Origin of the sequence: Streptomyces sp. NPDC051907, assembly GCF_040681075.1 — a bacterium.
GTDB lineage: Bacteria > Actinomycetota > Actinomycetes > Streptomycetales > Streptomycetaceae > Streptomyces.
On sequence record NZ_JBFAYB010000111.1, the window covers coordinates 1 to 26,557 of the forward strand.

Annotated in this window: 25 protein-coding genes, 6 tRNA genes and 1 pseudogene; 12 read left to right on the top strand and 20 right to left on the bottom strand. The window is 73.1% G+C overall.

The window, feature by feature from the left end; translation table 11 throughout:
* Positions 1-1,356 (top strand): annotated as a pseudogene (locus AB0M39_RS35735) (hypothetical protein); the annotation flags it as partial.
* Positions 1,357-1,411: 55 nt separating this feature from the next.
* Here AB0M39_RS35735 and AB0M39_RS35740 read toward each other — a convergent pair.
* Positions 1,412-1,486 (bottom strand) — tRNA-Val (locus AB0M39_RS35740).
* 55 nt (positions 1,487-1,541) lie between these two features.
* Positions 1,542-2,000 (bottom strand): TIGR02611 family protein, encoded by a 459-nt coding sequence (locus AB0M39_RS35745; RefSeq protein WP_365371438.1) that lies wholly within the window; start codon positions 1,998-2,000, stop codon positions 1,542-1,544.
* Between the two features lie 190 nt (positions 2,001-2,190).
* Between AB0M39_RS35745 and AB0M39_RS35750 the strand changes: the two genes are divergently transcribed.
* Together AB0M39_RS35750 and AB0M39_RS35755 are read left to right on the top strand one after the other, a co-directional pair.
* Positions 2,191-2,604: an SsgA family sporulation/cell division regulator gene (locus tag AB0M39_RS35750; RefSeq protein ID WP_003959770.1), complete on the top strand. Its 414-nt coding sequence runs from the start codon at positions 2,191-2,193 to the stop codon at positions 2,602-2,604.
* 203 nt (positions 2,605-2,807) lie between these two features.
* Positions 2,808-3,365 (top strand): CGNR zinc finger domain-containing protein, encoded by a 558-nt coding sequence (locus AB0M39_RS35755; protein ID WP_365371441.1) that lies wholly within the window; start codon positions 2,808-2,810, stop codon positions 3,363-3,365.
* A 121-nt stretch (positions 3,366-3,486) separates the two neighbouring features.
* On the opposite strand, the gene AB0M39_RS35760 is transcribed toward AB0M39_RS35755, so the two are convergent.
* Both AB0M39_RS35760 and AB0M39_RS35765 read right to left on the bottom strand, forming a co-directional pair.
* On the bottom strand, positions 3,487-3,657 hold the full coding sequence (locus AB0M39_RS35760) for a hypothetical protein (RefSeq protein WP_365371444.1): 171 nt from the start codon (positions 3,655-3,657) through the stop codon (positions 3,487-3,489).
* Between the two features lie 177 nt (positions 3,658-3,834).
* Positions 3,835-4,308, bottom strand: coding sequence for a hypothetical protein (locus AB0M39_RS35765; RefSeq protein WP_365371447.1), 474 nt, complete (start codon positions 4,306-4,308; stop codon positions 3,835-3,837).
* A 282-nt stretch (positions 4,309-4,590) separates the two neighbouring features.
* Here AB0M39_RS35765 and AB0M39_RS35770 point away from each other — a divergent pair, with 282 nt between their 5' ends.
* Positions 4,591-5,103: a DsbA family protein gene (locus tag AB0M39_RS35770; RefSeq protein ID WP_365371450.1), complete on the top strand. Its 513-nt coding sequence runs from the start codon at positions 4,591-4,593 to the stop codon at positions 5,101-5,103.
* Between the two features lie 96 nt (positions 5,104-5,199).
* On the opposite strand, the gene AB0M39_RS35775 is transcribed toward AB0M39_RS35770, so the two are convergent.
* The 3 genes from AB0M39_RS35775 to AB0M39_RS35785 are packed head-to-tail and all read right to left on the bottom strand — an operon-like array spanning position 5,200 to position 7,968.
* On the bottom strand, positions 5,200-6,039 hold the full coding sequence (locus tag AB0M39_RS35775; RefSeq protein ID WP_365371453.1) for a GNAT family N-acetyltransferase: 840 nt from the start codon (positions 6,037-6,039) through the stop codon (positions 5,200-5,202).
* 42 nt (positions 6,040-6,081) lie between these two features.
* Entirely contained in the window at positions 6,082-6,912 is an 831-nt protein-coding gene (locus tag AB0M39_RS35780) for an aminodeoxychorismate lyase (RefSeq protein ID WP_365371456.1), read from the bottom strand.
* Positions 6,913-7,968 carry a chorismate-binding protein gene (locus tag AB0M39_RS35785; RefSeq protein ID WP_365371459.1) on the bottom strand — a complete coding sequence of 352 codons (1,056 nt, stop codon included), beginning with the start codon at positions 7,966-7,968 and terminating at the stop codon, positions 6,913-6,915.
* Between the two features lie 145 nt (positions 7,969-8,113).
* On the opposite strand from AB0M39_RS35785, the gene AB0M39_RS35790 reads away from it, so the two are divergent.
* From AB0M39_RS35790 to AB0M39_RS35810, 5 genes are all read left to right on the top strand, one after another.
* Positions 8,114-8,186 (top strand) — tRNA-Gly (locus AB0M39_RS35790).
* A 37-nt stretch (positions 8,187-8,223) separates the two neighbouring features.
* A tRNA-Cys gene (locus AB0M39_RS35795) sits at positions 8,224-8,297 on the top strand.
* A 1-nt stretch (position 8,298) separates the two neighbouring features.
* Positions 8,299-8,370 (top strand) — tRNA-Val (locus tag AB0M39_RS35800).
* Positions 8,371-8,389: 19 nt separating this feature from the next.
* Positions 8,390-8,461 (top strand) — tRNA-Val (locus AB0M39_RS35805).
* A 29-nt stretch (positions 8,462-8,490) separates the two neighbouring features.
* Positions 8,491-8,562, top strand: a tRNA-Val gene (locus tag AB0M39_RS35810).
* Between the two features lie 307 nt (positions 8,563-8,869).
* On the opposite strand, the gene AB0M39_RS35815 is transcribed toward AB0M39_RS35810, so the two are convergent.
* The 4 genes from AB0M39_RS35815 to AB0M39_RS35830 form a co-directional block, all read right to left on the bottom strand.
* A complete protein-coding gene (locus AB0M39_RS35815; RefSeq protein ID WP_365371462.1) occupies positions 8,870-9,163 on the bottom strand; it encodes a zf-TFIIB domain-containing protein in 294 nt (97 codons plus the stop codon).
* A 68-nt stretch (positions 9,164-9,231) separates the two neighbouring features.
* On the bottom strand, positions 9,232-10,191 hold the full coding sequence (locus tag AB0M39_RS35820) for an aminoglycoside phosphotransferase family protein (protein ID WP_365371465.1): 960 nt from the start codon (positions 10,189-10,191) through the stop codon (positions 9,232-9,234).
* 557 nt (positions 10,192-10,748) lie between these two features.
* Positions 10,749-10,955: a hypothetical protein gene (locus AB0M39_RS35825; protein WP_365371468.1), complete on the bottom strand. Its 207-nt coding sequence runs from the start codon at positions 10,953-10,955 to the stop codon at positions 10,749-10,751.
* A 189-nt stretch (positions 10,956-11,144) separates the two neighbouring features.
* Entirely contained in the window at positions 11,145-11,402 is a 258-nt protein-coding gene (locus AB0M39_RS35830; RefSeq protein WP_365371505.1) for a hypothetical protein, read from the bottom strand.
* Between the two features lie 203 nt (positions 11,403-11,605).
* Between AB0M39_RS35830 and AB0M39_RS35835 the strand changes: the two genes are divergently transcribed.
* Positions 11,606-12,796, top strand: a complete 1,191-nt coding sequence (locus AB0M39_RS35835; RefSeq protein WP_365371471.1) for a protein kinase — start codon at positions 11,606-11,608, stop codon at positions 12,794-12,796.
* A gap of 103 nt (positions 12,797-12,899) precedes the next feature.
* Here AB0M39_RS35835 and AB0M39_RS35840 read toward each other — a convergent pair whose 3' ends face one another.
* From AB0M39_RS35840 to AB0M39_RS35880, 9 genes are all read right to left on the bottom strand, one after another.
* Positions 12,900-13,718 (bottom strand): RNA methyltransferase, encoded by an 819-nt coding sequence (locus AB0M39_RS35840; protein WP_365371474.1) that lies wholly within the window; start codon positions 13,716-13,718, stop codon positions 12,900-12,902.
* A gap of 163 nt (positions 13,719-13,881) precedes the next feature.
* The gene (gene cobA, locus AB0M39_RS35845) at positions 13,882-15,126 is read right to left on the bottom strand and encodes a uroporphyrinogen-III C-methyltransferase (protein WP_365371477.1); all 1,245 of its coding nucleotides are present in this window, start codon (positions 15,124-15,126) and stop codon (positions 13,882-13,884) included.
* A gap of 288 nt (positions 15,127-15,414) precedes the next feature.
* Positions 15,415-19,089, bottom strand: coding sequence for a nicotinate-nucleotide--dimethylbenzimidazole phosphoribosyltransferase (cobT, locus tag AB0M39_RS35850; RefSeq protein WP_365371480.1), 3,675 nt, complete (start codon positions 19,087-19,089; stop codon positions 15,415-15,417).
* A 332-nt stretch (positions 19,090-19,421) separates the two neighbouring features.
* On the bottom strand, positions 19,422-20,669 hold the full coding sequence (cbiE, locus tag AB0M39_RS35855) for a precorrin-6y C5,15-methyltransferase (decarboxylating) subunit CbiE (RefSeq protein ID WP_365371483.1): 1,248 nt from the start codon (positions 20,667-20,669) through the stop codon (positions 19,422-19,424).
* Between the two features lie 307 nt (positions 20,670-20,976).
* Positions 20,977-21,612: a GNAT family N-acetyltransferase gene (locus AB0M39_RS35860; protein WP_365371486.1), complete on the bottom strand. Its 636-nt coding sequence runs from the start codon at positions 21,610-21,612 to the stop codon at positions 20,977-20,979.
* Positions 21,613-21,770: 158 nt separating this feature from the next.
* Positions 21,771-22,634, bottom strand: coding sequence for a MetQ/NlpA family ABC transporter substrate-binding protein (locus AB0M39_RS35865; RefSeq protein WP_365371489.1), 864 nt, complete (start codon positions 22,632-22,634; stop codon positions 21,771-21,773).
* An 84-nt stretch (positions 22,635-22,718) separates the two neighbouring features.
* Positions 22,719-23,390 (bottom strand): methionine ABC transporter permease, encoded by a 672-nt coding sequence (locus AB0M39_RS35870; protein WP_365371492.1) that lies wholly within the window; start codon positions 23,388-23,390, stop codon positions 22,719-22,721.
* Positions 23,387-24,487 carry an ATP-binding cassette domain-containing protein gene (locus AB0M39_RS35875; RefSeq protein WP_365371494.1) on the bottom strand — a complete coding sequence of 367 codons (1,101 nt, stop codon included), beginning with the start codon at positions 24,485-24,487 and terminating at the stop codon, positions 23,387-23,389. The genes AB0M39_RS35870 and AB0M39_RS35875 overlap by 4 nt, the downstream gene beginning before the upstream one ends.
* A 375-nt stretch (positions 24,488-24,862) precedes the next feature.
* Positions 24,863-25,510, bottom strand: coding sequence for an HAD family hydrolase (locus AB0M39_RS35880; protein WP_365371497.1), 648 nt, complete (start codon positions 25,508-25,510; stop codon positions 24,863-24,865).
* A 153-nt stretch (positions 25,511-25,663) separates the two neighbouring features.
* On the opposite strand from AB0M39_RS35880, the gene AB0M39_RS35885 reads away from it, so the two are divergent.
* Together AB0M39_RS35885 and AB0M39_RS35890 are read left to right on the top strand one after the other, a co-directional pair.
* Positions 25,664-26,023, top strand: coding sequence for a hypothetical protein (locus tag AB0M39_RS35885; RefSeq protein WP_365371500.1), 360 nt, complete (start codon positions 25,664-25,666; stop codon positions 26,021-26,023).
* A 2-nt stretch (positions 26,024-26,025) separates the two neighbouring features.
* Positions 26,026-26,481 carry a hypothetical protein gene (locus AB0M39_RS35890; protein ID WP_365371503.1) on the top strand — a complete coding sequence of 152 codons (456 nt, stop codon included), beginning with the start codon at positions 26,026-26,028 and terminating at the stop codon, positions 26,479-26,481.
* The last annotated feature ends 76 nt before the right edge of the window (positions 26,482-26,557 follow it).

The following is a 26,557-nucleotide window of genomic DNA, read 5'->3' on the forward strand; positions in this document are numbered from 1 at the left end:
CGGAGCGCTGGTCAGCGCGGCCTACGAGAGCTGCACCAGAAAACGGTGATGACGCCGGCGCCGGTGCTGCTGGCGATCGTGGCCGCGGCCTTGGCGACGTCCTACCGCTGGTGGCCTGCGCCCCCGGCCCCGACGGGCGGGCCGGAGGCAGGCCCTGCGCCCGCTCCGAGCTGGATGCCCCGCGTCGACGCGGCGCCTCTCGGCGAGGGGGCCGAGGGCGTCTCTCCCGAGGAGCGCCGGCGCGCGAGCGCTCTGGGCGGCGGACTCCTCCTCGCCTGGGGCGGGCTGCTCGTCGCGCCGACGGCGCTGGACCTGTCGTACGCCGTGGCCCTGGCGGTGTATCTCGTGCTCGCCGTCGGCGCCGTCGCGTTCGCCGTGCAGTCGCGGCAGGCGGCCGTGGCCGGCGCCGCGCTCGGGTGCGGGATGGCCGGCGGCGTCAGCGTCGCCCTGCTGTCGCTGGCGGCGCGTCCGGCGACGTTCACCGCGCTCGGCGCCCTCCTCGTGGCGTTCGCGGGCGCCGCGCTCGTCTCTCGTACGACCGCGCTGCGGGCCCTGCTGGCCTGCTCCGCGGTCGCCCTGGCCGCAGGTCTCGTCGGCGCCGCCGCTGCGGCCGCCGAACTGGCGCCCGAGCAGGCCGCGCTCGCGCTGCTCGCCGTCCCGGCCGCCGTCGCGCTGGTCGCCGCCCGGCTGGGCCGCGGACCCGTGGCGCTCTCCATAGAGCTCACGGGCGCCGCCGCGGGTCTTCTCGCGGTCGCTCTCGCCGCTCCCGAGCCGTCGACGCTCGCCCTGGTGCTGGGGCTCTGCGGTGTGATCGCCGCGGGCACGGCCCTGCGCGCCGAGCGGCGCGTCGCGGCCGGATATCTGGCGACGGCGCTGTTCGTCCTGGCCGCCTGGGTGCGGCTGGCCGCGTGGGACGTGTCGGCCGTGGAGGCGTACACGCTGCCCGTCACCGTCCCGGCGCTCGTCGTGGGCGCGGTGCGCCGCCGCGGCGACGGCAAGGCGTCCTCGTGGACGGCGTACGGCCCCGGTCTCGCCGCGACGCTGCTGCCGAGTCTCTTCGCGGCCTGGGGCGACGAGCACTGGCTGCGGCCGCTGCTGCTGGGCGTCGTGGCGCTGGCCGTGACGCTCGTCGGCGCGCGGCTGCGCCTCCAGGCGCTGCTGGTGCTGGGCGGCTCGGTGCTGGCGCTGGACGCGCTGCACGAGCTGGCGCCGTACGTCGTCCAGGTCGTGGGGGCGCTGCCGCGCTGGCTGCCGCCGGCCCTCGCCGGGCTGCTGCTGCTCGCTGTGGGCGCGACGTACGAGCAGCGGCTGCGGGACGCCCGGAGGCTGCGCGAGACGCTCGGTCGGATGCACTGAGAGGGATACGCCGAAGGCCCCTCAGACTCGACGTCTGAGGGGCCTTCGGTCCCGGTGGTGGGCGATACTGGGTTCGAACCAGTGACCTCTTCGGTGTGAACGAAGCGCTCTCCCACTGAGCTAATCGCCCGGGCGCACCGCAAACATTACCCCATGTCAGCGGGTCCCCCTGACCACTTCCGAGGTCACTCCTTGATCTTCCAGGGCATCGCGATCCCGAACTTCCAGACGTAGATTCCGACGAGCACCGCCACGATCACCAGACCTATCGTGGTGAGGATGATGTTGCGTCGGCGCACCCTCGGATCGAGCGCTCGCTGCGCCGCCTCGGTGACCTTTCGCTTGGTCCAGCGCAGCACGAGCTGGGCCCAGACGAACTCGGTCGCCCAGATCGCCATGCCGCCGAAGATCACCAGCCAGCCCGGCCCCGGCAGGGGCAGCATCACGATGCCCGCGCCGACGACCGCGAGGCCGACGATGAAGACGCCGACCTGCCAGCTCAGATGCAGCGTCCTGGACCGCTTGATGAAATGGGGCGCCTTCGAGCCGAGTACCGGCTCCGTCGCCTCCGTCACGTCCCCCGTCGCGGGCTTGGCGGCCGTCGGTACGACGGCCTCGCTCCGCTCGTCACTCTCCGCATTCATGAAGCCAAACCTACCGGATTGAACAGCATCACCGGTATGGGCGTATAACACAAAGTGACGCACCGCCGTACGAGCGACATGAAGGATCACAAAACGGTCAGAGGGGTTTACAACGGCACCGTAGGTGGCATGTCGATTTCGCCGACGTGCGAATCCCCGAGCGCACACTGAGCGAAAGGCCCTGGCGCTTATGAACACCACGGTCAGCTGCGAGCTGCACCTGCGCCTCGTTGTATCGAGCGAGTCTTCACTGCCTGTACCCGCGGGCCTGCGGTATGACACGGCCGATCCCTACGCCGTGCACGCCACCTTCCACACCGGAGCCGAAGAGACGGTCGAGTGGGTCTTCGCCCGCGACCTTCTCGCTGAGGGGCTGCACCGGCCCACCGGCACGGGTGACGTCAGAGTCTGGCCGTCCCGTAGTCATGGCCAGGGCGTCGTCTGCATCGCGCTGAGCTCCCCGGAGGGCGAAGCCCTGCTCGAGGCCCCGGCGCGGGCCCTGGAGTCGTTCCTGAAGCGGACCGACGCCGCCGTGCCACCGGGCACCGAGCACCGACACTTCGACCTCGACACGGAGCTCTCCCACATCCTGGCGGAAAGCTGAGCCACCCCGAGAGCTGCACGGCGCCGTCCGACTCGGGGAGACGGCGCCGCGCGCACAATCCCATAGGGCGATCAGCGACGCCGTCACCGCGCGTGCCACCGCGGTGACGGCGTCGCTGTGCTCGCCGGTACGCTCCTGGCACGAACCGCTAGAGTCAGCGCAAATCGGCGGGCACCGGCCCGCAGCAGGCCAGGGAGCGAACCGTGCTGATCCCCCACGACACCCGTATCGCGCTCGATACAGTCGTCGAACTGGTGAACACCGCACCGGAGAGCGATCAAGACGACGGGCTCGCGGACATCCCAGCGCTGTACGCCTTCGTTGAGAGCCACAGCATCAGCGGCGTGGGCGAGCTCGGGCCGCAGGACCTCAAGGCGGTCCAGGGCGTACGGGCGCGGTTCGCGGACATCTTCGCGGCGCCGGACAGCCGGACCGCGGCGGGGCTGGTCAACGAGCTGGTGGCGGCCGCGGGGACGACTCCGCAGCTCACCGACCACGACGGCTACGACTGGCATGTGCACTACTTCGCGCCGGGCGCGTCCGTCGCCGACCACCTCGCGGCCGACTGCGGGATGGCGCTGGCCTTCATCGTGGTGGCGGGCGAGCAGGAGCGGCTGCGGCGCTGCGAGGCGCCGGACTGCGGACGGGCCTTCGTCGACCTGTCCCGCAACCGCTCGCGCCGCTACTGCGACAGCCGCACCTGCGGCAACCGTCTGCACGTCGCCGCGTACCGGGCGCGCCGCAAGGAGGCGGCAGGCTGATCCGTCCGCGATCGCGCGAGAGCCGCGGGCGGCAGTGGACGGAAGCGGACTCGCCGGACGGATCACCGGATCACGGCATCACCGCACCACCGCACCCCCGCGTCACGGGCACGGGCCCGGATCACAGGACAAAGAGGTCGTGCACGGCGGCCATCAGCAGCAGGAACCCGATCACCGCCAGGAAGATCATCAACGGCGGTTGGGAGAGCGCGTAGAGACATCCGCGCGGCTCGTCGGCCGACTGGGGCTGGGGGGTCGGTGCGGGGACCTGGCCCCGTGAGGTATCGAGCATCTCGGGGTGATGATGACGCAGTGCGGCCGCCCGCAATCGCTCAACACGCCCCCCGATGCGGGGAGTTCATCACAACCGTGGCCTCCGCGCGGTCCGGGTCGGACTCCGCGCCGGCCGCCGGCGCCGTGCCTTCCCGGCCAGGCGCCGCGATTCTCGGTCAGATACCGTGCTTCTCGGTCAGATGCCGTGCTTCTTCAAGATCGCCTCGATGTCGCTGAAGTCGTCGCCCGACCCCGCCGACTGCGACGTCGGCTTCGGCTTCGCCTTGGAGCGCGGCTGAGGCTGGGCGGCAGGGGCGCCGGCCGCCTGCCCGAGGGAGGGCACGGACGCCGCCGGGGCCACCGCTTCGCGCTGCGCCGCCTGGGCTGCCTTGCGCTCCTTGCGGCTTCCGACGCCGCTGCGGCGCTCGACGGCCCTGGTCGTCATGAACAGCAGCCACGCCCCGCCGAGCAGACCGAAGCCGACCCAGGCGGTGGGGCTGAAGGCCGTGTCGACCGCCCACTCGACCGCGCCGGTCAGGACCAGGCCGAGCGGGATCAGGGAGTAGGCGGTGATCCGGGCAGCGGCGAGGAAACGCTTGCGGTACGCCGTGATGGCGGCGATGCCCAGGCCCGCCGCGGACACCGCGGAGCAAATGGTCTCGGCAATCATCCGGTCCTCCAGGCTTCGGCGGGCATGCACGGGTATGCCCTTCCATCGTGCACCGTCCCCCGCGATCGGGGCCACGGGCCGAGAGGACTTCAGGGAGATCTCCGGGGCCGCCTCCTCCCCAGGTCCCGGTCGGACCGGGCAGCCGGGCCGGTCGGGCGGGGGCAGGTCCCGGTCGGGCCGGGCAGCCGGGCCGGTCGGGCGGGGGCCCGTCCCGGCTGGGGCGGGCGGGCGCGGGCTGGTCCCGGTTGGGGCGGGCGGGCGCGGGCTGGGAGACTGAACCCCATGAGCGACTCCACCACCCCCCGCCCCGTCGTCCTGGACGTCTGGTGCGAGCTCCAGTGCTCCGACTGCCGCGGCGCCCTCGCCGATCTGCGCGCCCTGCGCGAGCGCTACGGCGACCGGCTGGAGCTGCGGCTGCGGCACTTCCCGCTCGAGAAGCACAAGCACGCCTTCGCCGCCGCCCAGGCCGCGGAGGAGGCCGCCGAGCAGGGCACGACATGGCCCTACGTCGAGGCGGTGCTGGAGCGCGTCGAGGAGCTGGACCGCCGGGGCGAGCCCTTCCTGCTGGACGTCGCGCGTGAACTGGGCCTGGACGCCGACGAGTTCGACACCGCGCTGATCGATGGCCGGCACATCCTGATCGTCGACGCCGACCAGGCCGAGGGCAAGGCGATCGGCGTCACCGGCACCCCGACGTATGTCATCGGCGGCGAGCGGCTGGACGGCGGCAAGAGCCAGGACGGGCTGCGCGCCCGCGTCGAGGAGATCGCCGACCGCCTGCTCGCCGAAGCCTGAGCCGAGTCCGGGCGCGAGACCGGGCCCGCGTCCGAGTCCGGGTCAGGCCCCGAGTCCGGGTCCGCGTCGGGCGCCCGACCCTGTCGCGCGCCCGCGTCAGAGCAGCGGCTTGAAGAGGTTGAACGCGGTCGTCTCGTAGCCGAGCGACTCGTACAGGCCAAGCGCCGGAGTGTTGCCCGCGAAGACGTGCAGTCCGATCCGGCGCATCCCGGCGCCAGTCGCGACCCGCTCGGCGAGCAGCATCAGGGAGCGCCCGTGGCCCTGGCCGCGGCGGCCCTCGACGACCTCGACGTCGTACACGAACGCCCCCCGCTCCTGGAAGCGCGGCTCACGGGGCCCGACCCACACATGCCCGACGGTCTCGCCGTCGTGGACGAGGACATGGATGAACACGCCGGGGGTGGCGAGGCCCTCGGGCAGGTTCTCGCGGTGGTCGGCCTCGGACTTGGCGAGCGCCTCCTCGCGCGGCACGCCGCGGGAGATCCACTCCTGGGCGTAGGCGTCCACCGCCTGGGCGAGCCACGGCCCGTACTCCGCCTCCGTCATGGGGCGGCCCACGACATGGGCGGGCAGCTCGGGCGGCTGCTCGGGAAGGGCCTTGGTCATGCTGCGGCCGCGCTCGGTGTAGCCGAGGGCGGTCGCCAGCCGCTGCGCGGCGGTGGCGTCGGGGGCTATGGAGGTCAGCACCTGGGTGCAGCCCCAGCCGCGCAGCACCTCTTCCGCGGCGAGCGCCGCGACGGTGCCGCGCCCGCGCCGCCGGTCCGGCCGGTCGATGCGCAGCATGCGGATCGCGCCCGCCTTGGGGCCGAGGGTGGGGTGGGTGGAGAGCTCGGTCCTGCCGACGGGACGGCCGTTGACGCAGACCTCGTACGAGCGGGACTGCACGCCGCGCTCGTCGCGCTGGAGCGGCCCGGTCGGCCGCAGGGTGGTGGTCATCAGATGAGTTCTACCTGCCCTGCGGCCCGACGACACCCGGATTTACCCGGCCTTCGGATCCCAGTCCGCCGCCGCGCGCTCCTCGAAGATCCGCATCGCCTTGGCGGTGACGGGTCCGGGCGCGCCCGGCAGCTCCCGGCCGTCGATCCTTCCGACGGCCTGGACGTCGCGGAGCGTGGAGGTCAGGAAGACCTCGTCGGCTCGCTCCAGCGCGTCGAAGGGCAGGTCGGTCTCCTTGGCGCCGGTCCACTGCGCGGTCAGCGCGCGGGTGATGCCGGCGAGGCAGCCGGAGGAGACGGGCGGGGTGTGCAGCTCGCCGTCGAGGACGACGAAGACGTTGGAGCCGGTGCCCTCGCAGAGCCGGCCCACGGTGTTGGCGAAGAGGGCTTCGGTCGCGCCGTGCTCGCCGGCCTTGGCGAGCGCGACGACGTTCTCCGCGTACGACGTGGTCTTCAGGCCGGTCAGCGCGCCGCGTTCGTTGCGCGTCCAGGGGACGGTGATCACGGAGGTGACGTCGGGCCTGCGCGTGGTCTCGCCGAGCGCGACCACGAGGGTCGGGCCCTGGTCGCCGCGGTCGGAGCCGAGCGGCGAGAGGCCGCCGGTGTAGGTGATGCGCAGCCGGCCGAGCTTTACGGGGTTGGCGTCCATGACGGCGGCGCAGGCGCGGCGGACCTCGTCCTCGTCCGGCTCGGGCAGTCCGAGGCCGAGCGCGGAGCGGCGCAGCCGCTCGAGGTGGAGGGTGAGCGCGAAAGACTGCCCGTGGACGGTCTTGACGGTCTCGAAGACGCCGTCCCCCACGGTCAGGCCGTGGTCGAGGACGGAGATCCGCGCCTCGTCGGCCTGGTGGAGTCCGCCGTTGACCCAGAGCTTCATCTAGCTGGTCCTTCCGCTCGCCTCGTACGCGCCCGACGCTACCGCGAGCAGGCGTGCCGCCTTCAGCTCGGTCTCCTCCCACTCGCGCTCGGGGTCGGAGCCCCAGGTGATCCCGGCGCCGGTGCCGAACCGCAGCTCGGGGCCGGCCCCCTGGGAGCGGTCGATCCAGAAGGTGCGTATGCCGACGGCCAGCTCGCCCGTGCCCCGGTCGGCGTCGACCCAGCCGACGCCTCCGCAGTACGGGCCTCGGGGGGCGGGCTCCAGCGCGTCGATGATCTTCAGCGCGCTGGACTTGGGCGCTCCGGTGACCGAGCCAGGCGGGAAGGTGGCCGCGAGCAGCTCCTGCCACCCGGCCTTGGGCCCCAGCTCGCCGCGGACGGTGGAGACGAGGTGCACGAGGCCGGGATGGGGCTCCACGGCGCACAGGGCGGGGACGCTCACGGTCCCGGTGGCGCAGACCCGCCCGAGGTCGTTGCGGACCAGGTCCACGATCATCACGTTCTCCGCGTGGTCCTTCTCCAGGAGGTCCTCGGCGGTGCGTCCGGTGCCCTTGATCGGCCCTGACTCGACGGTGCGGCCGTCTCGGCGCAGATAGAGCTCGGGCGATGCGGTGGCGATCTCCACGCCGTGCGAGGGCAGCCGGATCGTTCCTGCGTACGGGGCGGGGTTGCCGCGCGCCAGCAGCGCGGTCAGGGCGTCGACGTCGGCGGCGTCCGGGTCGGGCAGCGGCGCGGAGAGGACACGGCAGAGGTTGGCCTGATAGACGTCGCCGGCCGCGATGTGCTCGCGGATGCGGCGTACGCCCGCGGTGTAGGCGGCGCGGTCCAGCGAGGAGGTCCAGTCCCCGGCGGCGGGGCCGACCCAGCGCCCGGGCCCGGGCAGGGGCTCCGGCTCGGTGCGGACGTCGGCGAAGCGCGCGCAGGTCAGACGGCCCTCGAAGTCCGCGGCGACGGCCCAGAAGCCGGCGGAGTCCAGCGCCTCGGGATCGCTGGTGACGTCGCGGAGGTCGGTGGCGACAAGGCGCCCGAAGCGGGCCATAGGAGCAAGGTCATGCACGTCTGTGAGTCTATGGCGGGCGCGGATGAGCTGCTGCGGCGCGAACACACCTCAGCACGCTGCGGAAACGCGTTTTTGTGCTGGCCCGGGAATCCGCTAGAGTTCAACACGTCGCCGGGACGCGCAAGCGGGCCGGAACCGACAAGCGGACGTGGCTCAGTTGGTAGAGCATCACCTTGCCAAGGTGAGGGTCGCGAGTTCGAATCTCGTCGTCCGCTCGAAGTGGGGGATCATTCCCGAAACCCCTGCACTCCTGGTGGAGTGGCCGAGAGGCGAGGCAACGGCCTGCAAAGCCGTCTACACGGGTTCAAATCCCGTCTCCACCTCCAAGGACGATTGGCTCAGCGGGAGAGCGCTTCCCTGACACGGAAGAGGTCACTGGTTCAATCCCAGTATCGTCCACTGATCCGCAAGGGTCCCCGCGCGATTAGCTCAGCGGGAGAGCGCTTCCCTGACACGGAAGAGGTCACTGGTTCAATCCCAGTATCGCGCACGCAGTACGCACAAAACGCAGGTTGACCTGCGCGATTAGCTCAGCGGGAGAGCGCTTCCCTGACACGGAAGAGGTCACTGGTTCAATCCCAGTATCGCGCACTGTCCGAAGCCCCCGGCCGTCTCGACGGCCGGGGGCTTCGTCGTGCTACTCCCAGTCGGCATGCCGGCATGCCGATCTGTCGGGAGGAGCGAAGGACCGACGGAACCTCGTCGACCGTATGCAATGCCGCGCCACGCTGCCCGGCGCCTGTCCGGTGCCTAAAGCGGGGCGAGCCCTCCCGGGTGCCTATAGAGGCGCGGAGCTGCCCGGCCTCTCTAGCGGGGCGGGGGCGGGCCAGTGGCGGCGGAGCGGGCCCGGAGGGGGTGAGTCCGGGACCGCGTCCGCGCTCGATCGCCGCGGGGAGGCTCAGGAGGAGAAGAGCATCCGGCCGAAGCCCTTCTGGCGGTAGTGGCCGCCATGGCCGCCGTGGTGGCCGCCGTGGTGCTGCGGCGCGCCCCAGGCGGGGGCGGGAGCCGCGGGGTAGGCCTGCGGCGCCGGAGGCGCGGGCGGGGCCTGCTGAGACCACTGGGACTCCAGGCGGGTCAGGGACTCCAGCTCGCCATAGTCGAGGAATATCCCCCGACAGCCGCTGCACTGCTCGATCTGGACGCCATTGCGGTTGTACGTGTGCATCGGTGCGTGGCACTTGGGACACTGCATGCTCAGGTCAGCTCCTCGCCGATCGGTCGACGTCGCCGGGATGCATGCCCGGCGACGAGGAGTTCAGCCTACGACGAGGGCTCGAACTCCAACTCGGGCGGGAGCGCCGCAATTCGGGCACAGGCGTCGATCATGATCTGTTCCACCTCGTCGAGATCCCGCCTCTCGGCCGCCGACTTGGCGAGGGCGAGGGCGGCGGTCTGGACGGTCAGAGCGCGGGCGGGCACGTCGAGTTGGCGCCAGGGGTCGGCCGCGGAGGCGACGGCGGGGCCCTGGGCGGCCGTGTACGCCCCCAGGAATCGCTGCCAGACCTCCGGGGGCAGCAGGCCCGCGGCGTACCAGGCGGCGGGGCGCGCCAGGTCCCAGGCCGGGTCGCCGAGGCCGAGGTCGTCGACGTCGATGAGCAGCCACCGGCCGGCGGGGGCGGGGTGGCGGACGAGCTGGCCGAGGTGGAGGTCGCCGTGGCACAGGGTCTCGGCGGCGGGGGCGGGCGCCTCGTCGCGGGCCCACGCGGGGAGGCCGTGCCAGGCCCGCTCGACGGTCGCGACGGCCGGGCGCCCTACCGCGGCTGCCCGCATCCTCGCGACGGCCAGGGCGGCCTTGGCGGGGCCGCGCATCGGCGGGAGGGGGCCGGGGAGTTCGGCGGGCTCGACGCGATGCAGCCGGGCCAGGAGCTCGCCGGCCTCCTCCCAGGGTGCGGCGTCGGGGTCCGCGGGGTCGACGGGAGCGCCGTAGGGCCAGACGCTGACGGGCCGGCCGTGGGCGCCGAGCGGGGCGGCCGGGTCGAGCGGGAGCGGGGGCAGCAGGACTCCGGCGAGCCGGGGGTGCGCGGCGACGGAGAGACGGGCGGCGAGGGCGGCGGCGTCGGTGTCCGGTGCGTGCGCCTTGGCGACGACGCCTCCGGTGCGCACGACGGTCCCGTCCTGCCGGTCGGCGAGCACGACGGGCCGCTCGCAGACGCATGGCTCGCGGGCATGCTCCAGGCTGTGGGCGAGGTCGCCCAGCACGCGTACGACGGAGTCGGCCATGCTCCCTCCCCCTCGTCTGCGGTGCGCTGCGTCTGCGGTGCGCTGCCGCGAGGGAGCCTACGCGCAGGGGTACGGGTGCGGCGGGCCCGCCCCTGGCGGCGACCGAGGGCTCCGACCGGCCCCGGCGGCGAGCACTGTGCCGGCGGGCGCGGGAGGACGGCCGTATCAGCCGGGGCAGCGGCACCGACGCCCACGCGGACGCCGCACACGTACACCCCGCGCAGGCGGACGCCGGACCGGGCGCGAGCACCCCGTGCGGGCGCCGGCCACCGTCACGGCGGCCGTACGGAGGAAGCTCACGAACACCCCGCGCGCGGACGCCGGACCAGAACCCGGGCACGGGCACCCCACCCACGCCGACGCCGCACACGAACGCACGCCGGCGCCGCACCCCAACCCCACACGAATCGCCTCCCGGCGGCCCGCAGAAAGCGCGATGGCCGGTCAGCTCCCCAGCTGACCGGCCAAACGCTGTCGTCCGCCGCACCCCCGTCCCCACGGGGTTGATTGGCCGGATGTCCCCGACCCGGACCGCTCTTCCGGGTCCGGGGCGCCGCTCAGCGCCCCAGCATCACGCCCACGGACGACGCCTGTGTCACCACTGCCTCCCAGCCGCCGAAGACGACGACGAGCAGTGCTGCCAGGGGAAGCACCATGGCGGTCGCCACCAGCGGGTGGCGTTGACCCGAGGCGCGGCCGCCGAACGCGGCAAGAGCCTTGCGTTCCCGCACGCGGATCATCGCCCGCGAAGCCGTGTCCGCCATGGTCCCTCTCCCTGTCGTCATTAGCAGCGGCGGGTGTCTGACCTCGGGGGACGAGTGCTGCACCCGCCGCTTGACTTCAACATTAGGGAGGCGACGAGGTCACGGCGTCATGCCCGCGTACCGATTGACGGGCCTCCAGGAGGATGAGTCCCCTGCCCACGGCGTACTCCCCTGGGTGGAGACGCAGCCCTAGGCCTTGGGGTCTTCCCGGAGGGGACCCTCCGAGGCCTCCTCCCGGGGCACCGGCTGCTCGACCAGAGCCAGCACCCTGGTGGCCATGAATCGGGCCGTCCGCACAGGTGTCCCATTGCGGGTGACTTCGCTCACTTCCACCACCCCTCTGCGGACCGCCGTCTCGACCCTGCGGCCCGCCCGGCTTGCCACTACTTCATAGGTACGAGTGGTGTCTCCCGCGTCCACCACTATCTCCACGCGGTCGCCCTTCATCGATCCAATCCCCCTTCTGCGACTGACCTTTGAGATCTCGCACGCGTCAGGAGCCATGCATCCCCGGGCTCCTGACTACTCTTCAAGTCTCCCACCCGGCACTGACAATCGATCGGGCTGCGAGGGCGCGGCCTATGAGCACACCGGGGCAGGGATACGTAAGCTGTGCCACGTCAAACAGCGACCGGGCAGCGGGGATGGACATGGCGATGATGCGGCTCCGGCGCGAGGACCCGCGTGTCGTCGGCTCGTTCAGACTCCACCGGCGGCTCGGCGCGGGCGGTATGGGCGTCGTCTATCTGGGCTCCGACCGGCGCGGCCAGCGCGTTGCGCTGAAGGTGATCCGGCCGGATCTGGCGGAGGACCAGGAGTTCAGGTCGCGCTTCGCGCGCGAGGTGTCCGCCGCACGGCGTATCCGCGGCGGCTGCACAGCCCGGCTGGTGGCCGCGGACCTGGAGGCGGACCGTCCGTGGTTCGCCACGCAGTACGTCCCCGGCCCGTCTCTCCACGACAAGGTCAACGAGGACGGCCCGCTGCTCGCCGCCGAGGTCGCGGCGGTCGGCGCGGCCCTTTCGGAGGGCCTGGTCGCGGTGCACGAGGCCGGAGTCGTCCACCGGGACCTCAAGCCGTCGAACATCCTGCTGTCCCCCAAGGGCCCCCGGATCATCGACTTCGGCATCGCCTGGGCCACCGGGGCGTCCACGCTCACCCACGTCGGCACGGCAGTGGGCTCCCCCGGCTTCCTCGCGCCCGAGCAGGTCCGCGGCGCGGCGGTCACCCCGGCCACCGACGTCTTCGCGCTGGGCGCCACGCTCGCGTACGCGGCCACGGCCGACTCGCCCTTCGGGCACGGCAGTTCCGAGGTCATGCTCTACCGGGTGGTGCACGAGGAGCCGCAGCTCTATGGCGTGCCGGACGCGCTGGCTCCGCTCGTACAGGCGTGTCTGGCCAAGGACCCCGAGGAGCGGCCCAGCACGCTCCAGCTGTCGATGCGGCTGAAGGAGATCGCGGCCAGGGAGGCGCAGGGGCTCTCCGAGGCCCGCCCGCCGGCCCAGCGCGAGCGGATCGAGCAGGACAGGCCGACCTCCCGCTACACCGAGCGGTCGCAGCGCACCGAGCGCATGGAGCGGGGCACGGGCGGCGGCTCCGCGCCGCGCCCGCAGTCGCCGCGCACCGGCGGCGGCCGCCCTCAGCCGTCGCGCGGCGGCTCGCGCACGAACGGCTCGCGCACCAACGGCGCCCGGACCAACGGCTCGCGCACGAACAGCCGCCCGGGCGGCAGGCCCGGCGGCCGTATGCCCGCCAACCCGCGGCTGCTGCGCCAGCGCATCATCGTCTTCTTCGTGGTGACGCTGATCGTGGCGCTGGGGATCGCCGCCGCGCAGCAGCTATAGAGCCGCGAGCGCTATAGAGCGCCGCGTACGCCGGCGGGCCCGCTCAGCCGCCGGCGCCGCCGAGGAGACCGGTCAGGACTCGCAGCCCGCCCGCGCCTGCCAGTCAGGACTCGGGGCGGCCCGTCGCCACCGCGTAGAACGCGACCGCCGCCGCCGCGCCCACGTTGAGCGAGTCCACGCCGTGCGCCATGGGGATGCGCACCCATTCGTCCGCGGCGACCAGGGCCTGCCGGGAGAGTCCGTCGCCCTCCGCGCCGAGCATCAGCGCGACGCGCTCCAGCCGGTGCGGGGCGGCCTCGTCGATGGCGGACGCCTTCTCGTCCGGGGTGAGGGCCAGCAGCTTGAAGCCCGCTTCCCGTACCGACTCCAGCCCCCTGGGCCAGGTCTCGAGGCGGGCGTACGGCACGGAGAAGACCGCCCCCATGGAGACCTTCACAGAACGGCGGTACAGAGGGTCCGCGCAGTCCGGGGAGAGCAGCACGGCGTCCATGCCGAGCGCGGCGGCGCTGCGGAAGATCGCGCCGATGTTGGTGTGGTCGTTGACCGACTCCATGACGACCACCCTGCGGGCGCTCTGGAGCAGGCCGTCGGCCGTGGGCAGCGGCTTGCGCTGCATGGAGGCGAGCGCGCCGCGGTGCACGTGGTAGCCGGTGACCCGCTCGGCGAGCTCGGGGCTGACCGCGTACACGGGCGCGGGAAGCTCGTCGATGACGTCGCGCATCACATCGACCCACTTCGCCGAGAGCAGCATCGACCGCATCTCGTAACCGGCGTCCTTGGCCCGTCTGATGACCTTCTCGCCCTCGGCGATGAACAGGCCCTCGGCGGGCTCGCGCTTACGGCGCAGCTCGACGTCGGTCAGTCCGGTGTAGTCGCGCAGACGCGGGTCGTCGGGGTCCTCGACAGTGATGAGATCAGCCACAGGGTGATACTGCCTTCTTCGGGGTGTGGCGCCAACGGCTCGGAGGGCGCCGGGGAGCAGCGCCCCCGCTACGGCACGGTGTTCGGCCACGGCGTCGGGCACGTCGGGGCTCGGCGTTCGGGGCACAGCCGAGGCCGTGCCGGGGGCGGGACGGCTCGTACGGCTACTTCCGCAGGCTCGCGCCGACCGCCACCACGTCGCCGATCACGATCACGGCCGGCGGCCGCACCTCCTCGGCCCGGACCCGCTCGGCGACCGTCGCCAAGGTGGCGTCGACGCGGCGCTGCGCGGCCGTCGTGCCCTCCTGGACCAGCGCGACCGGGGTGTCGGGGGCCTTGCCGTGGGCGACCAGGGCCTGGGCGATGGCGCCGATCTTGTCGACGCCCATCAGGATCACCAGGGTGCCCGTCAGCCGCGCGAGGGACTCCCAGTCGACCAGCGAGCGGGGGTCGTCGGGGGCGACGTGGCCGCTGACGACGGTGAACTCGTGCGCCACCCCGCGGTGGGTGACGGGGATGCCCACGGCCCCGGGGACGGAGATCGAGCTGGAGATGCCCGGCACGACCGTGCAGGCGATGCCCGCCTCGGCGAGAGCCTGGGCCTCCTCCAGGCCGCGGCCGAAGACGAAGGGGTCGCCGCCCTTGAGGCGGACGACGGCCTTGCCGGCCTTCGCGTGCTCGATCAGCGCGTTGTTGATGGCCTCCTGGGCCATGAACCGGCCGTACGGGATCTTCGCGGCGTCGATCACCTCGACGTGCGGCGGCAGTTCGTCGAGCAGGTCGCGCGGGCCGAGGCGGTCCGCGATGACGACGTCGGCCTCGGCGAGGAGGCGCCGGCCGCGCACGGTGATCAGGTCCGGGTCGCCGGGACCGCCGCCGACGAGGGCGACGCTGGGGCCGTCGGCGCGGCTGCGGTGGTGGGGCGCGGCGAGGGTCCCGTCGCGCAGTCCCTCGACGATGGCGTCGCGTACGGCGGCGGAGCGGCGGGGGTCCTTGCCCGTGAGCACGGCGACGGTCACGCCCTCGGAGCGCCCGGTGGCCGGGGTCCATGCGGTCGCGGCGCTCGCGTCGTCGGAGCGGACGCACCAGGTGCGGTTGCGCTCGGCCTCGGCGGACGCGGCGTTGTTGGCGTCGGCGTCGGAGGTCGCGATGAGCGCGTACCAGGTGTCGGCGAGGTCTCCGTCGGCGTACCGGCGCTTGACCCAGCTGATCTCGCCCGCTTCGGCCATGGCCTCCACGGAGGGGGTCGCGGACGGGGAGACCAGGGTGATGTCGGCGCCGGCGGCGATGAGCGCGGGGAGCCGGCGCTGGGCGACCTGGCCACCGCCGAGGACGACGACGCGCCGGCCGCCGAGACGGAGTCCGACGGGGTAGGCGGGGTGCTCGGCGTGCTCAGCTGGCTCGGCCATGAGGGTACGGCTCCTCGTACGGGACGTGCGGGACGTGCGGGTGGGGAGCCGCTGCGGCGGTGAAGCGGCTGGTGAGAGCTGTTTTGCGACCAGAGTACGGCCCCGGGGCAGCGTACGGCCCAGGGGCCAGGCCGACTATGGGTCCCGTCACTGAGCCGGGGGCTTGCCGGCGCCGGCGTGCGGACTGCCGCAGCCGAGGGCCGTCCCCGGGGTTGTGCGCGCCCTCCCGCGGAGCCGTCCCCGGCCCGGCGAGCGGTCGCCCCACAACCCCAGGGGGCTACTTCCGCGTCACTTCTCCGTCACGCCCGCCGAGTCGAACGTCGCCACCTCGTGCATCGCACGGGCCGCGCTCTGGACCACCGGGAGCGCCAGCAGCGCGCCGGTGCCCTCGCCGAGGCGCAGGTCGAGGTCGACGAGCGGACGCAGACCCAGCTTGTTCAGGGCGGCCACATGGCCGGGCTCCGCGCTGCGGTGGCCGGCGATGCAGGCAGCGAGCGCCTCGGGGGCGACCGCGCGGGCGACCAGCGCGGCCGCGCCCGCCGAGACGCCGTCGAGCACCACCGGCGTACGCAGCGAGGCGCCGCCGAGGATGAAGCCGACCAGCGCGGCGTGCTCCAGGCCGCCGACCGCCGACAGCACGCCGATCGGGTCCGCCGGGTCCGGCGCGTGCAGTTCCAGCGCACGGCGGACCACATCGACCTTGCGGGCGTGCATCTCGTCGTTGATGCCGGTGCCGCGGCCGGTGATCTCGCTCGGGTCGATGCCTGTGTAGACGGAGATCAGCGCGGCGGAGACGGTCGTGTTGGCGATGCCCATCTCGCCGGTGAGCAGCGCCTTGTTGCCCGCCGCGACCAGGTCGCGGGCCGTCTCGATGCCGACCTCGACGGCCGCGAGGACGTCCTCGCGGCTGAGCGCGGGGCCGGTCGTGAAGTCGGACGTGCCCGGGCGGACCTTGCGCGGCAGCAGGCCGGGGGTCGCGGGCAGGTCGGACGCCACGCCGACGTCGATGACGCAGACCTCGGCGCCGACCTGGTTGGCGAAGGCGTTGCAGACCGCGCCGCCGCCGAGGAAGTTGGCGACCATCTGGGCCGTCACCTCCTGCGGCCAGGCGGTGACGCCCTGGGCGTGCACTCCGTGGTCGCCTGCGAAGATCGCGACGGCCGCGGGCTCCGGGATCGGCGGCGGGCACATCCGGGACAGACCGCTCAGCTGCGCGGAGATGATCTCCAGCATGCCGAGCGCGCCGGCCGGCTTGGTCATCCGCTTCTGCCGCTCCCACGCCTCGCCGAGCGCCTTGGCGTCCAGCGGGCGGATGTTGGAGACGGTCTCCTGGAGCAGGTCGTGCGGCTCCTCGCCGGGCAGGGCGCGGCGGCCGTACGTCTCCTCGTGGACGACCCACGACAGCGGGCGGCGCTTGGACCAGCCCGCCTGCATCAGCTCGGGCTCCTCGGGGAACTCGTCGACGTAGCCCACGCAGAGGTAGGCGACGACCTCGAGGTGCTCGGGCAGGCCGAGGGCGCGCACCATCTCGCGCTCGTCGAAGAAGCTGACCCACCCGACGCCGAGGCCCTCGGCGCGCGCGGCGAGCCAGAGGTTCTCGACGGCGAGGGCCGAGGAGTACGGGGCCATCTGCGGCTGGGTGTGGCGGCCGAGGGTGTGGCGGCCGCCGCGGGTCGGGTCGGCGGTGACGACGATGTTCACCGGGGTGTCGAGGATGGCCTCGATCTTCAGTTCCTTGAACTGCTTCGCGCGGCCCTTCGGCAGCGACTTGGCGTACGCCTCACGCTGGCGCTGCGCCAGCTCGTGCATCGTCCGCCGGGTCTCGGCGGAGCGGATGACGACGAAGTCCCAGGGCTGCGAGTGGCCGACGCTGGGCGCGGTGTGCGCGGCCTCCAGGACGCGGAGCAGGACCTCGTGCGGGATCGGGTCGGAGCGGAAGCCGTTGCGGATGTCCCGGCGTTCGCGCATGACGCGCAGGACGGCCTCGCGCTCGGCGTCGGCGTAGCCGGGCGCGGGCGCGCTCTCGGCGGCGACGGGCTCGGGCGCGACGGGCTCGGGCTGCTGCTCGGCCTCGGGCTGGGTCTCTGCCTGGGGCTGGGTCTCTGCCTCCGGCTCCGGCTCGGGCTGGGGGTCCGTCTGGGGCTCGGGCTCGGCGACGAGCTCGGGCTCGGGGGCCTGGACGGCCTCGGGGGCGGGGACCGCTGCGGGCTCAGGGACCTGCACGGCTTCAGGTGCCGGGACCACTGCGGGCTCGGTGACCTGGACGGCCTCGGGGGCGGGAGCCTCGACGACCTCGGGTGCGGGCGCCTCCACGGCCTCGGGCGCGGGCTGCCCGGCGTCGACCGCCTCGGCGACCTCGACGGGCTCCGGGACGTTCGCTGCCTCGGCGGCGACGGGTTCCACCGGCTCGGCCTCCTCACGCGGCGCGGGGATGACGGCCTCGGCCGCCTGGGGCTCCGGCTCGACGACCTGCGCCGGCTCGGGCGCGGGCTCGGGCTCTGCGGCGGCCTGAGCGGGTACCGTGGCCTGCTCCGGCGCCACGGCCTGCTCGGCCTCGGCGACCGGCAGGGGCTCGGCGACCGGCTCGGGCGCGGCCTCGGGGGCCTGCTCCGGAACGATGACGGCGACCGGCGTCGGGGCCAGGTTGGGCGCGGTCGGCACGGACCCTTCGACGGGCACGAACTCCCCCGTCGGAGCGGGCGCCGGGGCCTGCTCCAGAGCATGATCCGCGACCGGCTCGGGCTGAGGCACGGGCATGGGCGCCGCAGCGGCCTGAACGGCGACGGGCGCAGCCTCCGGCTCCGCCACGACGGGCGCGGGTTCGGGCGCCGGTACGGCCGCGGCGACCTGGGCCGCCTCGGGCGCCTCCGCGACGAGCGGCGCCTCCTCCGCGACGACCGGCTCCGGGGCGACCGACTCCGGGACAGCCGTTTCCACAACGGCCGCCTCCGGGACGACCGTTTCTGCTGGGGCCTGAGGCGTTACGTGTGACTGCTGAGGCTGAGGGTCCCAGGGAGCCCCGGCCTGCGGCGGAATCTCGCCCAGCTGCGGTCCCGGCAGCACCGTCGCCGGCTCGTCGCGCGGGATGTCGAGGTACTCCAGGCCGGTGGTGGCCGGCCCCGCGTGCCGTACGGGAACGGCGGCAGGGGCGCCCGCCGGGCCGCGGTCGGCCAGGGAGCGCACGACTCCGCCGGAGGAGGAGTCGGGAACCGGCGGGCCCATGTGCAGGGGGCGTCGCGCGGGCGGCGGCGTCGGCGTGGCCGAGGCGGGCGGGATGCGTACGCCGCTGAGGTCGACCGAGCCGGAGTCACGGCCCCCGGCCTCGTGCGCACCGGTCTCGTGCACCGCTGCCTGGACGGCCGACGCCTGAAGGGCGGCCGCCTGTGCGGCGTCCTGCTCCGCGAACGCGGAGTCGGCGGCCTGGTCCACCACGAAGGCGGGCGCGACCTGCTCGGCCAGCGGCGCGGGCGCGGGGGCGGCCGCGTAGTCCAGCGCGCTGAACTGGGGGGCGGGGAATTCCTGAGCGGTGAACTCCGGCGCGGGGAAGTCCTGGGCGGGGAACGCGGCGGCCTGGAATTCGGGCGCGGGGAACGCGGGCGTCGCCTCCGGGCCCAGGGGCGTCTGCAGCGGTGCGGAAGCGCTCCTGTGGTGCTCGGAGACCAACTGCTCGGCGACCTGGTGCTCGACGACGGGCGCCGCCTGGGGCACGGCGCCCTGAGCGGGCGCGCCCGGGTGCTGCTCGTGGACGGGCAGGGCCGCGGAGGTAAGCGGCTGCGCGGGGCCGGGCTGCGGGTCGCTCCACGCGCCCTGTGCACTCGGCATCAGCAGCAGATCGTCTTCCTCGGGAGCGTTCTCGGAGGCGTCGAGGTAGGTGTACGCGCCCGCAGCGGGGATGCCCGGCTGCTCCACCATGCCTGCGTCCTCCGGCAGCCCCTCGCCCGGGATCTGGCCGGTGTCAGTCATGCGTACCCCTCGCCCATTGGTTGTGCTCCTTCGCCCGATTTCCGGGGCGCTCGAACACAGCGCACCCGACGCCCGTAAACAAGAACGAGCGTGTGCGCCGCACGGCACGATGCCCCACGGACATCAAGCATTGTCGCGGTCGCGCGCCGCCGCGGCAGAGAGATCCGCCGCGGTCCGCTGTGGGCTGCGCCACGTCGCGCGTCCCCCCGGTTCCGAGGTACCACAGACGGGGGCCAAAGCGGCCCCTTTTCCAGACATTGACGAACGAAGCGACGAACGACCGGCAGCGGTACAACGATCGGCCAGCCTACCTCGCGCCGTGCGGCAGCGGGTCAGGGGGCGCGGTCGGGCTGCTGCCCTGAGACCAGGAACACGACGGAGCGCTCACGCTCCGCCCAAGCCGCCGTGTCGAGCTCCACGGACTGCAGGAGAGCGCACTCCACGGCGTATCCGCCGGCCGCGAGCGCGGCGCCGATCGCCTCGGCCTCGTCGCGGGTCGAGGCATGGGTCACGATGCGCTCGGGCCGGCGGTCGGCGCAGGCGGTCACGACGGGTACTCCCCCGCCCCCGATGCGTACGACGTCCGGCTCGGGCAGCCGCTCCAGCACATGGGGCGCGCGGCCGTGCACGACCTGGAGGCGTACGCCGGAGCGGCGGGCGGCGGTCTCGGCGCGGGCGCACGCCGCCGCGTCGGCGTCGACGGCGATCACGGCGGCCCCGAAGCGGGCGGCCTCGGCGGCGAGGGCCCCGCCTCCGGTTCCGATGTCCCAGACCAGGTCGCCGATACGGGGGCCGAGGCGGGCCAGCTGGGCGGCGCGCAGCTGCACCGACTCCCCTTCGCCGAGTCCCTGCGGCGGTACTTCTCCATAGGACTCCGCGGGCAGGGCCCAGCCGCGGGCCTGCGCGGGGTAGCCCGGGTCGTGGGCGGCGATCCAGCCTCCCCCGTGGTTCGCGCCGCCGGGGGCGCCCGCGGCGCCGGCGCCGCCGATGACGATGACGACGTTGGGGTCCCGCCAGGCGTGGTCCGCGGCCTTGTCGGAGGTCAGTACGGTGACCTGCTCGCGCTCGGTGCCCAGCTCCTCGCAGATCACGAAGGTGCGGTGGACGCCTTCGAGCAGCAGGGCGAGCTCGGCGGGGCCGGCGCCCGGGGAGGTGAGGACGGCGACCTTGGCGTGCGCCCGGCAGACGTTGACGGCGCGGCGCAGGGTGCGGCGGTGGGCGACCACGATCTGGGCGTCGTCCCAGGGCATCCCGGCCCGGGCGAAGGCGGTGGCCACCGAGGAGACCGCGGGCACGACCTCGACCTCCAGGCCGTGCTCCGGCGCGCGCAGGGTGCGTACGACTCCGAAGAAGCCGGGGTCTCCGTCGGCGAGGACGACGGCGCTGCCGCGGTGCCCGGCGATCCGGCGGGCGGCCAGGTCGACGCTGCCCAGGCGGATGCGCTCGGCGCCGGGCGGCACCTCGGGCAGCGCGAGGTGGTGCGCCGCGCCCGCCACCAGGGTGGCTGCGGCGAGGGCGGACCTGGCGGCAGCGGTCAGGGGCGAGCCGTCCCAGCCGATCACCGTGACCCGGTCGGCCATCGTCGTCAGTCTCCTGGAGTCGTCGCAGGTCGGGGCTGCCCGCGGGGGCGGGCATGGCGAGAGTACCTGGAGCGGGCGCGGGCCGGATCCGCCCGGTACCGCCTCCCGGCGCCGGGCTCGGCCCCCCGGGCCCGCTCCGGCTGGGCGGGGCCCGCGAGCGGAGCGCTCAGTTCCCCCTCGGCGCCCGCCAGGGAGGAGCGCCCGGTTCCGGCGGCTTCCGGCGGGGAGGAGTGCTCGGCTCCGGCAGCCCCTGGCCGCTCCTGGCCGCTCCCGGCGGCTCCCGGCTGCTCCCGTCAGGGAGAAGCGCTCAGTTCCAGTCGGGGAAGGAGGCGTATCCGGCGTCCGCCAGCTGGTCGGCGACGCCGTCGAGGTCCTCGGGCAGCAGGCTCCACACGATCAGATCGGTGCGGATGTCCGTCCAGCCGCCGTCCTCGGTCCGGGTCCGCGCTATCCAGGCGTTGCGCAGCACGCCCTCGCTGATGCACCCCATCTTCTGGGCTACCTGCTGGGCGGCCGTGTTGTCGGCGGCCGTGCGCATCTCCAGGCGCTCGAACTTCTGGACCCTGAACAGCCACTGGGCCACGGCCAGCACGGACTCGGTGGCGTAGCCCTCGCCGCGGGCCCAGGGAGCGGTGACGTAGGCGACCTCGGTGGACAGGGTGCGCCAGTTGGTGTTGCTCAGATGCACCGCGCCGACGAGTCGCTGGGTGAGGAACTCGGTGACGGCCAGCACGATGCCGCGGCCCCTGGTGCGCTCTGCAGGAGCGATCCTGCGGACCCATTCCTCGGCGTCCGCCACGGTGTACGGGTGCGGCGCGGAGGTCCAGGCGATCACCGGCTCGTCGTTCATCATCTCGGTGTGCGCCGGGATGTCGGCGTGCTCGAAGGGGCGCAGCACCAACCGCTCCGTGCTGATGGACACGTCCGGAAAGGTGGTAGTCATGCGCAGCTCCATGCCGAAGACCAACGTCAGGGTCGTAGCCGTAAAGGCACAGCATGCAACATCGAGTGCCGGCTGTGCATGGCCGGGTGGCGGTACGACCAGGCCCCGCGCACCCTGGTCGGTGCGCGGGGCCTGAGTCAAGTGTTCTGCCGGGGGCCTTACTTGGCCGTGGGGCCGAAGGCCGGGACGATGGAGCCGGCGTACTTGTCCTCGATGAACTTCTTCACCTCGGGGGAGTTGAGCAGCTTCGCGAGCTTCTCCACACGGGCGTCCTTCTCGTTGCCCTCCTTGACGGCGAGGAAGTTGGCGTAGGGGTTGCCCTCAGCCTTCTCCAGCGCCAGGGAGTCCTTGGCGGGCTCGAGGTCGGCCTCGATGGCGTAGTTGCCGTTGATGACCGCGGCGTCGACGTCGCCCAGGGCGCGCGGCAGCGTGGCGGCCTCGATCTCCTTGAACTTCAGGCCCTTGGCGTCCTCGATGTCCGAGAGCTTGGCGCCGGAGCCCGCGCCGTCCTTGAGGGTGATCAGGCCGTTGTCGGCGAGCAGCTTGAGCGCGCGGCCCTCGTTGGTGGTGTCGTTGGGGACGGCGACCGTCTGGCCGGACGTGATGTCCGAGAGGGCCTTGGCCTTCTTGGAGTAGAGGCCCAGGGGCTCCAGGTGGACGTTGACGACCGGGACGATGGTGGTCTTGTTCTTCTTGTTGAAGTCGTCCAGGTACGGCTTGTGCTGGAAGAAGTTGGCGTCGACCTGACCCTGCTGGGTGGCGGTGTTCGGCAGGACGTAGTCCGTGAACTCCCTCACCTCGAGCTTGAGTCCGGCCTTCTGCGCCAGGTTGTCCTTGACGTACGCGAGGATGTCGGCGTGCGGCGTCGGGGACGCGGCGACGACGAGCGCCTTGTTCGGGTCGGCCTTGGCGCCGGACTCGGCCTTGGCGGCCGGGTCGGAGGCGGTGCCGCAGGCGGTGAGGCCGAGGGAGAGGGCCAGGGCAGCGGCGGCGGCCGCGGTGAGCTTGATGTTCTTACGCACGAAGAGTGCCTCTTTCTGGTGGAGCGGAACTGCGCCCGGACAAGGAGTGCGGGCTTTCTTGGGTGGGTGTGGGGGGTGTGGGGGTCAGGAGGCGGTGCGGCCGCGGCGCGCCAGGAGCCGTACGACGCCGTCGCCGACGAGCTGCACGACCGTCACGATCGCGATCAGGATGACGACCGTGATGAGCATGAACTGGGTCTCGAAGCGCTGGAATCCGTAGGTCACGGCCTTCGATCCGAGCCCCTCGCCGCCGACCGCGCCGGCCATCGCCGAGTAGCCGACGAGCACGATCACGGTGGTGGTGACAGCGGAGACGATCGAGGGCAGGGCCTGCGGCAGCAGCACCTTGCGGACGATCGTCGGGATCGAGCCGCCCATGGACTGGACGGCTTCGACCAGTCCGTGGTCGACCTCGCGGATCGCCGTCTCGACGAGCCGGGCGAAGAAGGGGATCGCGCCGACGGCGAGCGGCACGATCATGGCGCTGGGGCCGATGAAGGTGCCGACGACCAGGGTGGTGAAGGGGATCAGCGCGATCAGCAGGATGATGAACGGCAGCGAGCGGCCGATGTTCACGATCACGCCGACGACCTTGTTCACCGGGACGTTCTGCAGCAGTCCGCCCTTGTCGGTGAGGACGAGCAGCACGCCGAGCGGGAGTCCGCCGGCGACGGTGACGAGGGTGGACCAGAGCACCATGTAGAGGGTGTCGATCGTGCCCTGGCTGAGCAGGGGCTCCATCTCCGTCCAGGTCACTTGGCACCTTCCTTCACCAGCGCGTCGCCCTGCGCGGGCACGGCGGCGGCCGGCTCGGCGGGGGCGGCGGCCTCAGCAACATCGTCCAGGTCGACGACGTCGACCTGGAGGCCCTTCTCGCGCAGGAAGCCGACCGGCACGACGTTCTCCTCGTACCGGCCCGGGAGCTCGATGCGCATCCGGCCGATCTGCCGGCCGGCGACGGTGTCCATGGCCGCGCCGAGGATCGAGATGTCGATGTTGTACGTCCGCGAGAGCTGGGAGATCACCGGCTGGGTGGCGGCCTCCCCGTGGAAGGTCACGTCGATGACCGTGCTCTCGGGGCCCGAGGCCTCGCCGCCCACCGGGAACAGCTCGTGGGCCAGCTCGGAGCCGGGGGTCGCGAGCAGTTCGCTCACCGTTCCGGATTCGATGATCTTCCCCTTCTTCATCAGGGCCGCCGAGTCGCAGACTGTCTTGACGACGTCCATCTCGTGCGTGATGAGCAGCACGGTCAGTCCGAGCTGCTGGTTGAGGTCGCGCAGCAGCTGGAGGATGGAGCGGGTGGTCTCCGGGTCGAGTGCGCTGGTCGCCTCGTCGGAGAGCAGCACCTTCGGGTCTCCGGCGAGTGCACGGGCGATGCCCACGCGCTGCTTCTGGCCGCCGGAGAGCTGTGCGGGGTAGGCCTTCGCCTTGTCGGCGAGGCCCACCAGGTCGAGGAGCTCCAGCGCCTTGCGGGAGCGCTCGGCGCCCGAGATCCCGAGGATCTCCAGGGGCAGTTCGACGTTGTCCTTGACGGTGCGCGAGGACAGCAGGTTGAAGTGCTGGAAGACCATGCCGATACGGCTGCGCGCCTGGCGGAGCTCCTTGGAGGCGCGGCGGCCGCGGCCGGCCAGCGCGGTGAGGTCCTGGCCGTCGACGGTCACGGTGCCGGAGGTGGGGCGCTCCAGGAGGTTCACGCAGCGGATGAGCGAGGACTTTCCGGCGCCGCTCTGGCCGATGACGCCGAAGACCTCGCCTTCGCGGACGTGCAGGTCGACGCCGTCGAGGGCGGCGACCTCACGGCCTCGCGACTGATGGGACCGGTAGATCTTCGTAAGGCCCGTAGTGGTGATCACAGGGTTTCCGTCACTGTCGAGTGCGCGGCGCGGTGTCCGCCGGGCACGGGGCATTCGGGTTCCGACGCGCGCACGGCTGAGCGGCTGGTGGCCGGGGGCGACGCGTACGCGGGGGCAGGCTCGGGTCCGAGGCGTTCCAGGTGGATGCTCGGATCCGGCGCGGCTGTCGGTCTCGCTTCGGGGGCGCGAGTCTCAGGCAGGGGCCCTCAGAAGGCGCACATTCGACACATACAACGAGCACCGGGCGTCGTGATCGCCTCGGTCGCAAGGGTGCGGCTGCTCGTCGTGGTCATGGCGGCAAGTAAAGCAGAGACATGGACGAGACGATCGACGCTGTCCGTATAGCGGACAGCATCGACACAGTATGTGGACAGCTCAGTCGGCCGCGACGATCTCCACGCCGTCGTGCACGGCCTGCGCGGACACGGCCGAGAGGTCCTTGACGACCACGTCGGCGACGAGCTCGGCGGCCTCGTGCGTTGTGGCCAAGGCCACGGTCCGCATGCCCGCCGCGCGCCCCGCGGTCAGGCCGGCCGGGGCGTCCTCGAAGACGACGCAGCGCGCCGGGTCCACGCCGAGCCGGGCGGCGCCCAGCAGATAGGGCTCCGGGTGGGGCTTGCCCTGGGTGATGTCGTCGGCGGCGATCAGCGTCTTGGGCCGGATGCCGACCTCCTCGAGGCGGGCCTCGGCGAGCCGGCGCGTGGCGGAGGTCACCACGGCCCAGCTGTCGGCGGGCAGCCTCTCGAGCAGTTCGGCGGTCCCGGGGAGCAGCACCACTCCCCCGGCGACGTCCTCGACCTCGAGCTGCTCGATACGGGCGACCGCCTCGGGCACCACGTCGGCGGGCAGCAGGTCGGCGGCTATCTCCACGGCGGGACGGCCGTGCAGCTCGATACGGGCGAAGTCCTCGGCCGTGATGCCGTACTCCTGGGCCCAGCGGGTCCAGCAGCGGTTCACCGACTCCAGGGAGGAGACGAGGGTTCCGTCGTTGTCGAAGAGCAGGGCCTGGGCGTGGATCATCATGGTGGTCGAGCCTACGGGGCGCCCCGGCCGGCGAGACGCCCCGGCCCACGGGGCGCCCAGGCCGGCGGGGCTGCCCCGGCGCATGAGTGCCCCGGCTCATGGCGCCCAGGCCCGCGCGCATCGGGCCGTTTGGCCCGTAATACTCTCGGAGCCATGCTTGTCGCCCTGACGGTCGCGGTCGCCGTGACCGCGCTCGCCCTCGCCGCCTGGTGCGGCTTCGCGTTCTCCCGTGACCAGCCGACGAAGGACTGGCACTTCATCGGCATGGCGATCGTGTCGGTGCTGGCGCTGGCGCAGCTCGTCCTCGGGATCGTGCAGCTGGCGCGGGGCGAGAAGGCGCACGAGGGCGCCGCGATCTTCTTGGCGTACCTCATCGGCTCGGCCGCGGCCGTCCCCGCCGCCGGCTTCCTGTCGCTGGCCGAGCGGACCCGCTGGGGCTCGGCGACCGTCGCGGCCGGCGCGGTGGTCCTCGCGGTGCTGGAAGTGCGGCTCTACGACATCTGGGGAGGCTGACGATGGCCGAGTCCACCGCGGAGGAGAGCGGCGCGCGGGAGCGGACGGCGCGGGGGCGGACCAAGCTGGTCCAGGGCCCGGGCCTGCTGCTGGTGTGGCTGTACGGAGTGATGTCCGTCGGCGCGGTCTCCCGCTCGGTCTACCAGATCCTCACCGACTACGGCTCCGCGCCGCTGGCCCACACGCTCTCGGCGGTGGCCGCCGTGGTGTACGCGTTCATCACGTACACGCTGGTGCGCGGCGGGGAGACGGCCCGCAAGGCGGCGCTGGTGTGCTGCGCCGCCGAGCTGGCGGGCGTGCTGATCGTGGGGACGTGGACGGTGCTCGAGCCGTCGGCCTTCCCCGACTCGACGGTCTGGTCGGAGTACGGGATGGGCTATGTCTTCATCCCGGTGCTGCTGCCGGTCACCGGGATGCTCTGGCTGCGCGGCTCCCGGCAGACGCAGCCGCAGGCGTAAGCCGAGAGACCAGAAGAGAGCGGCGTGGGGGGGGGGGGGGGGGGGCGCCCGCCCCCCCCCCCCCCCAAGGCCAGCC

Excerpts from the sequence above, each read along its gene's own strand:
- AB0M39_RS35745 (WP_365371438.1), bottom strand. The coding sequence starts at position 2,000 with ATGAATGCGGAGAGTGACGAGCGGAGCGAGGCCGTCGTACCGACGGCC.
- AB0M39_RS35750 (WP_003959770.1), top strand. The coding sequence starts at position 2,191 with ATGAACACCACGGTCAGCTGCGAGCTGCACCTGCGCCTCGTTGTATCG.
- AB0M39_RS35760 (WP_365371444.1), bottom strand. The coding sequence starts at position 3,657 with ATGCTCGATACCTCACGGGGCCAGGTCCCCGCACCGACCCCCCAGCCC.
- AB0M39_RS35765 (WP_365371447.1), bottom strand. The coding sequence starts at position 4,308 with ATGATTGCCGAGACCATTTGCTCCGCGGTGTCCGCGGCGGGCCTGGGC.
- AB0M39_RS35770 (WP_365371450.1), top strand. The coding sequence starts at position 4,591 with ATGAGCGACTCCACCACCCCCCGCCCCGTCGTCCTGGACGTCTGGTGC.
- AB0M39_RS35775 (WP_365371453.1), bottom strand. The coding sequence starts at position 6,039 with ATGACCACCACCCTGCGGCCGACCGGGCCGCTCCAGCGCGACGAGCGC.
- AB0M39_RS35780 (WP_365371456.1), bottom strand. The coding sequence starts at position 6,912 with ATGAAGCTCTGGGTCAACGGCGGACTCCACCAGGCCGACGAGGCGCGG.
- AB0M39_RS35815 (WP_365371462.1), bottom strand. The coding sequence starts at position 9,163 with ATGCAGTGTCCCAAGTGCCACGCACCGATGCACACGTACAACCGCAAT.
- AB0M39_RS35820 (WP_365371465.1), bottom strand. The coding sequence starts at position 10,191 with ATGGCCGACTCCGTCGTACGCGTGCTGGGCGACCTCGCCCACAGCCTG.
- AB0M39_RS35825 (WP_365371468.1), bottom strand. The coding sequence starts at position 10,955 with ATGGCGGACACGGCTTCGCGGGCGATGATCCGCGTGCGGGAACGCAAG.
- AB0M39_RS35830 (WP_365371505.1), bottom strand. The coding sequence starts at position 11,402 with ATGAAGGGCGACCGCGTGGAGATAGTGGTGGACGCGGGAGACACCACT.
- AB0M39_RS35835 (WP_365371471.1), top strand. The coding sequence starts at position 11,606 with ATGGCGATGATGCGGCTCCGGCGCGAGGACCCGCGTGTCGTCGGCTCG.
- cobA (WP_365371477.1), bottom strand. The coding sequence starts at position 15,126 with ATGGCCGAGCCAGCTGAGCACGCCGAGCACCCCGCCTACCCCGTCGGA.
- cobT (WP_365371480.1), bottom strand. The coding sequence starts at position 19,089 with ATGACTGACACCGGCCAGATCCCGGGCGAGGGGCTGCCGGAGGACGCA.
- cbiE (WP_365371483.1), bottom strand. The coding sequence starts at position 20,669 with ATGGCCGACCGGGTCACGGTGATCGGCTGGGACGGCTCGCCCCTGACC.
- AB0M39_RS35860 (WP_365371486.1), bottom strand. The coding sequence starts at position 21,612 with ATGACTACCACCTTTCCGGACGTGTCCATCAGCACGGAGCGGTTGGTG.
- AB0M39_RS35880 (WP_365371497.1), bottom strand. The coding sequence starts at position 25,510 with ATGATGATCCACGCCCAGGCCCTGCTCTTCGACAACGACGGAACCCTC.
- AB0M39_RS35885 (WP_365371500.1), top strand. The coding sequence starts at position 25,664 with ATGCTTGTCGCCCTGACGGTCGCGGTCGCCGTGACCGCGCTCGCCCTC.
- AB0M39_RS35890 (WP_365371503.1), top strand. The coding sequence starts at position 26,026 with ATGGCCGAGTCCACCGCGGAGGAGAGCGGCGCGCGGGAGCGGACGGCG.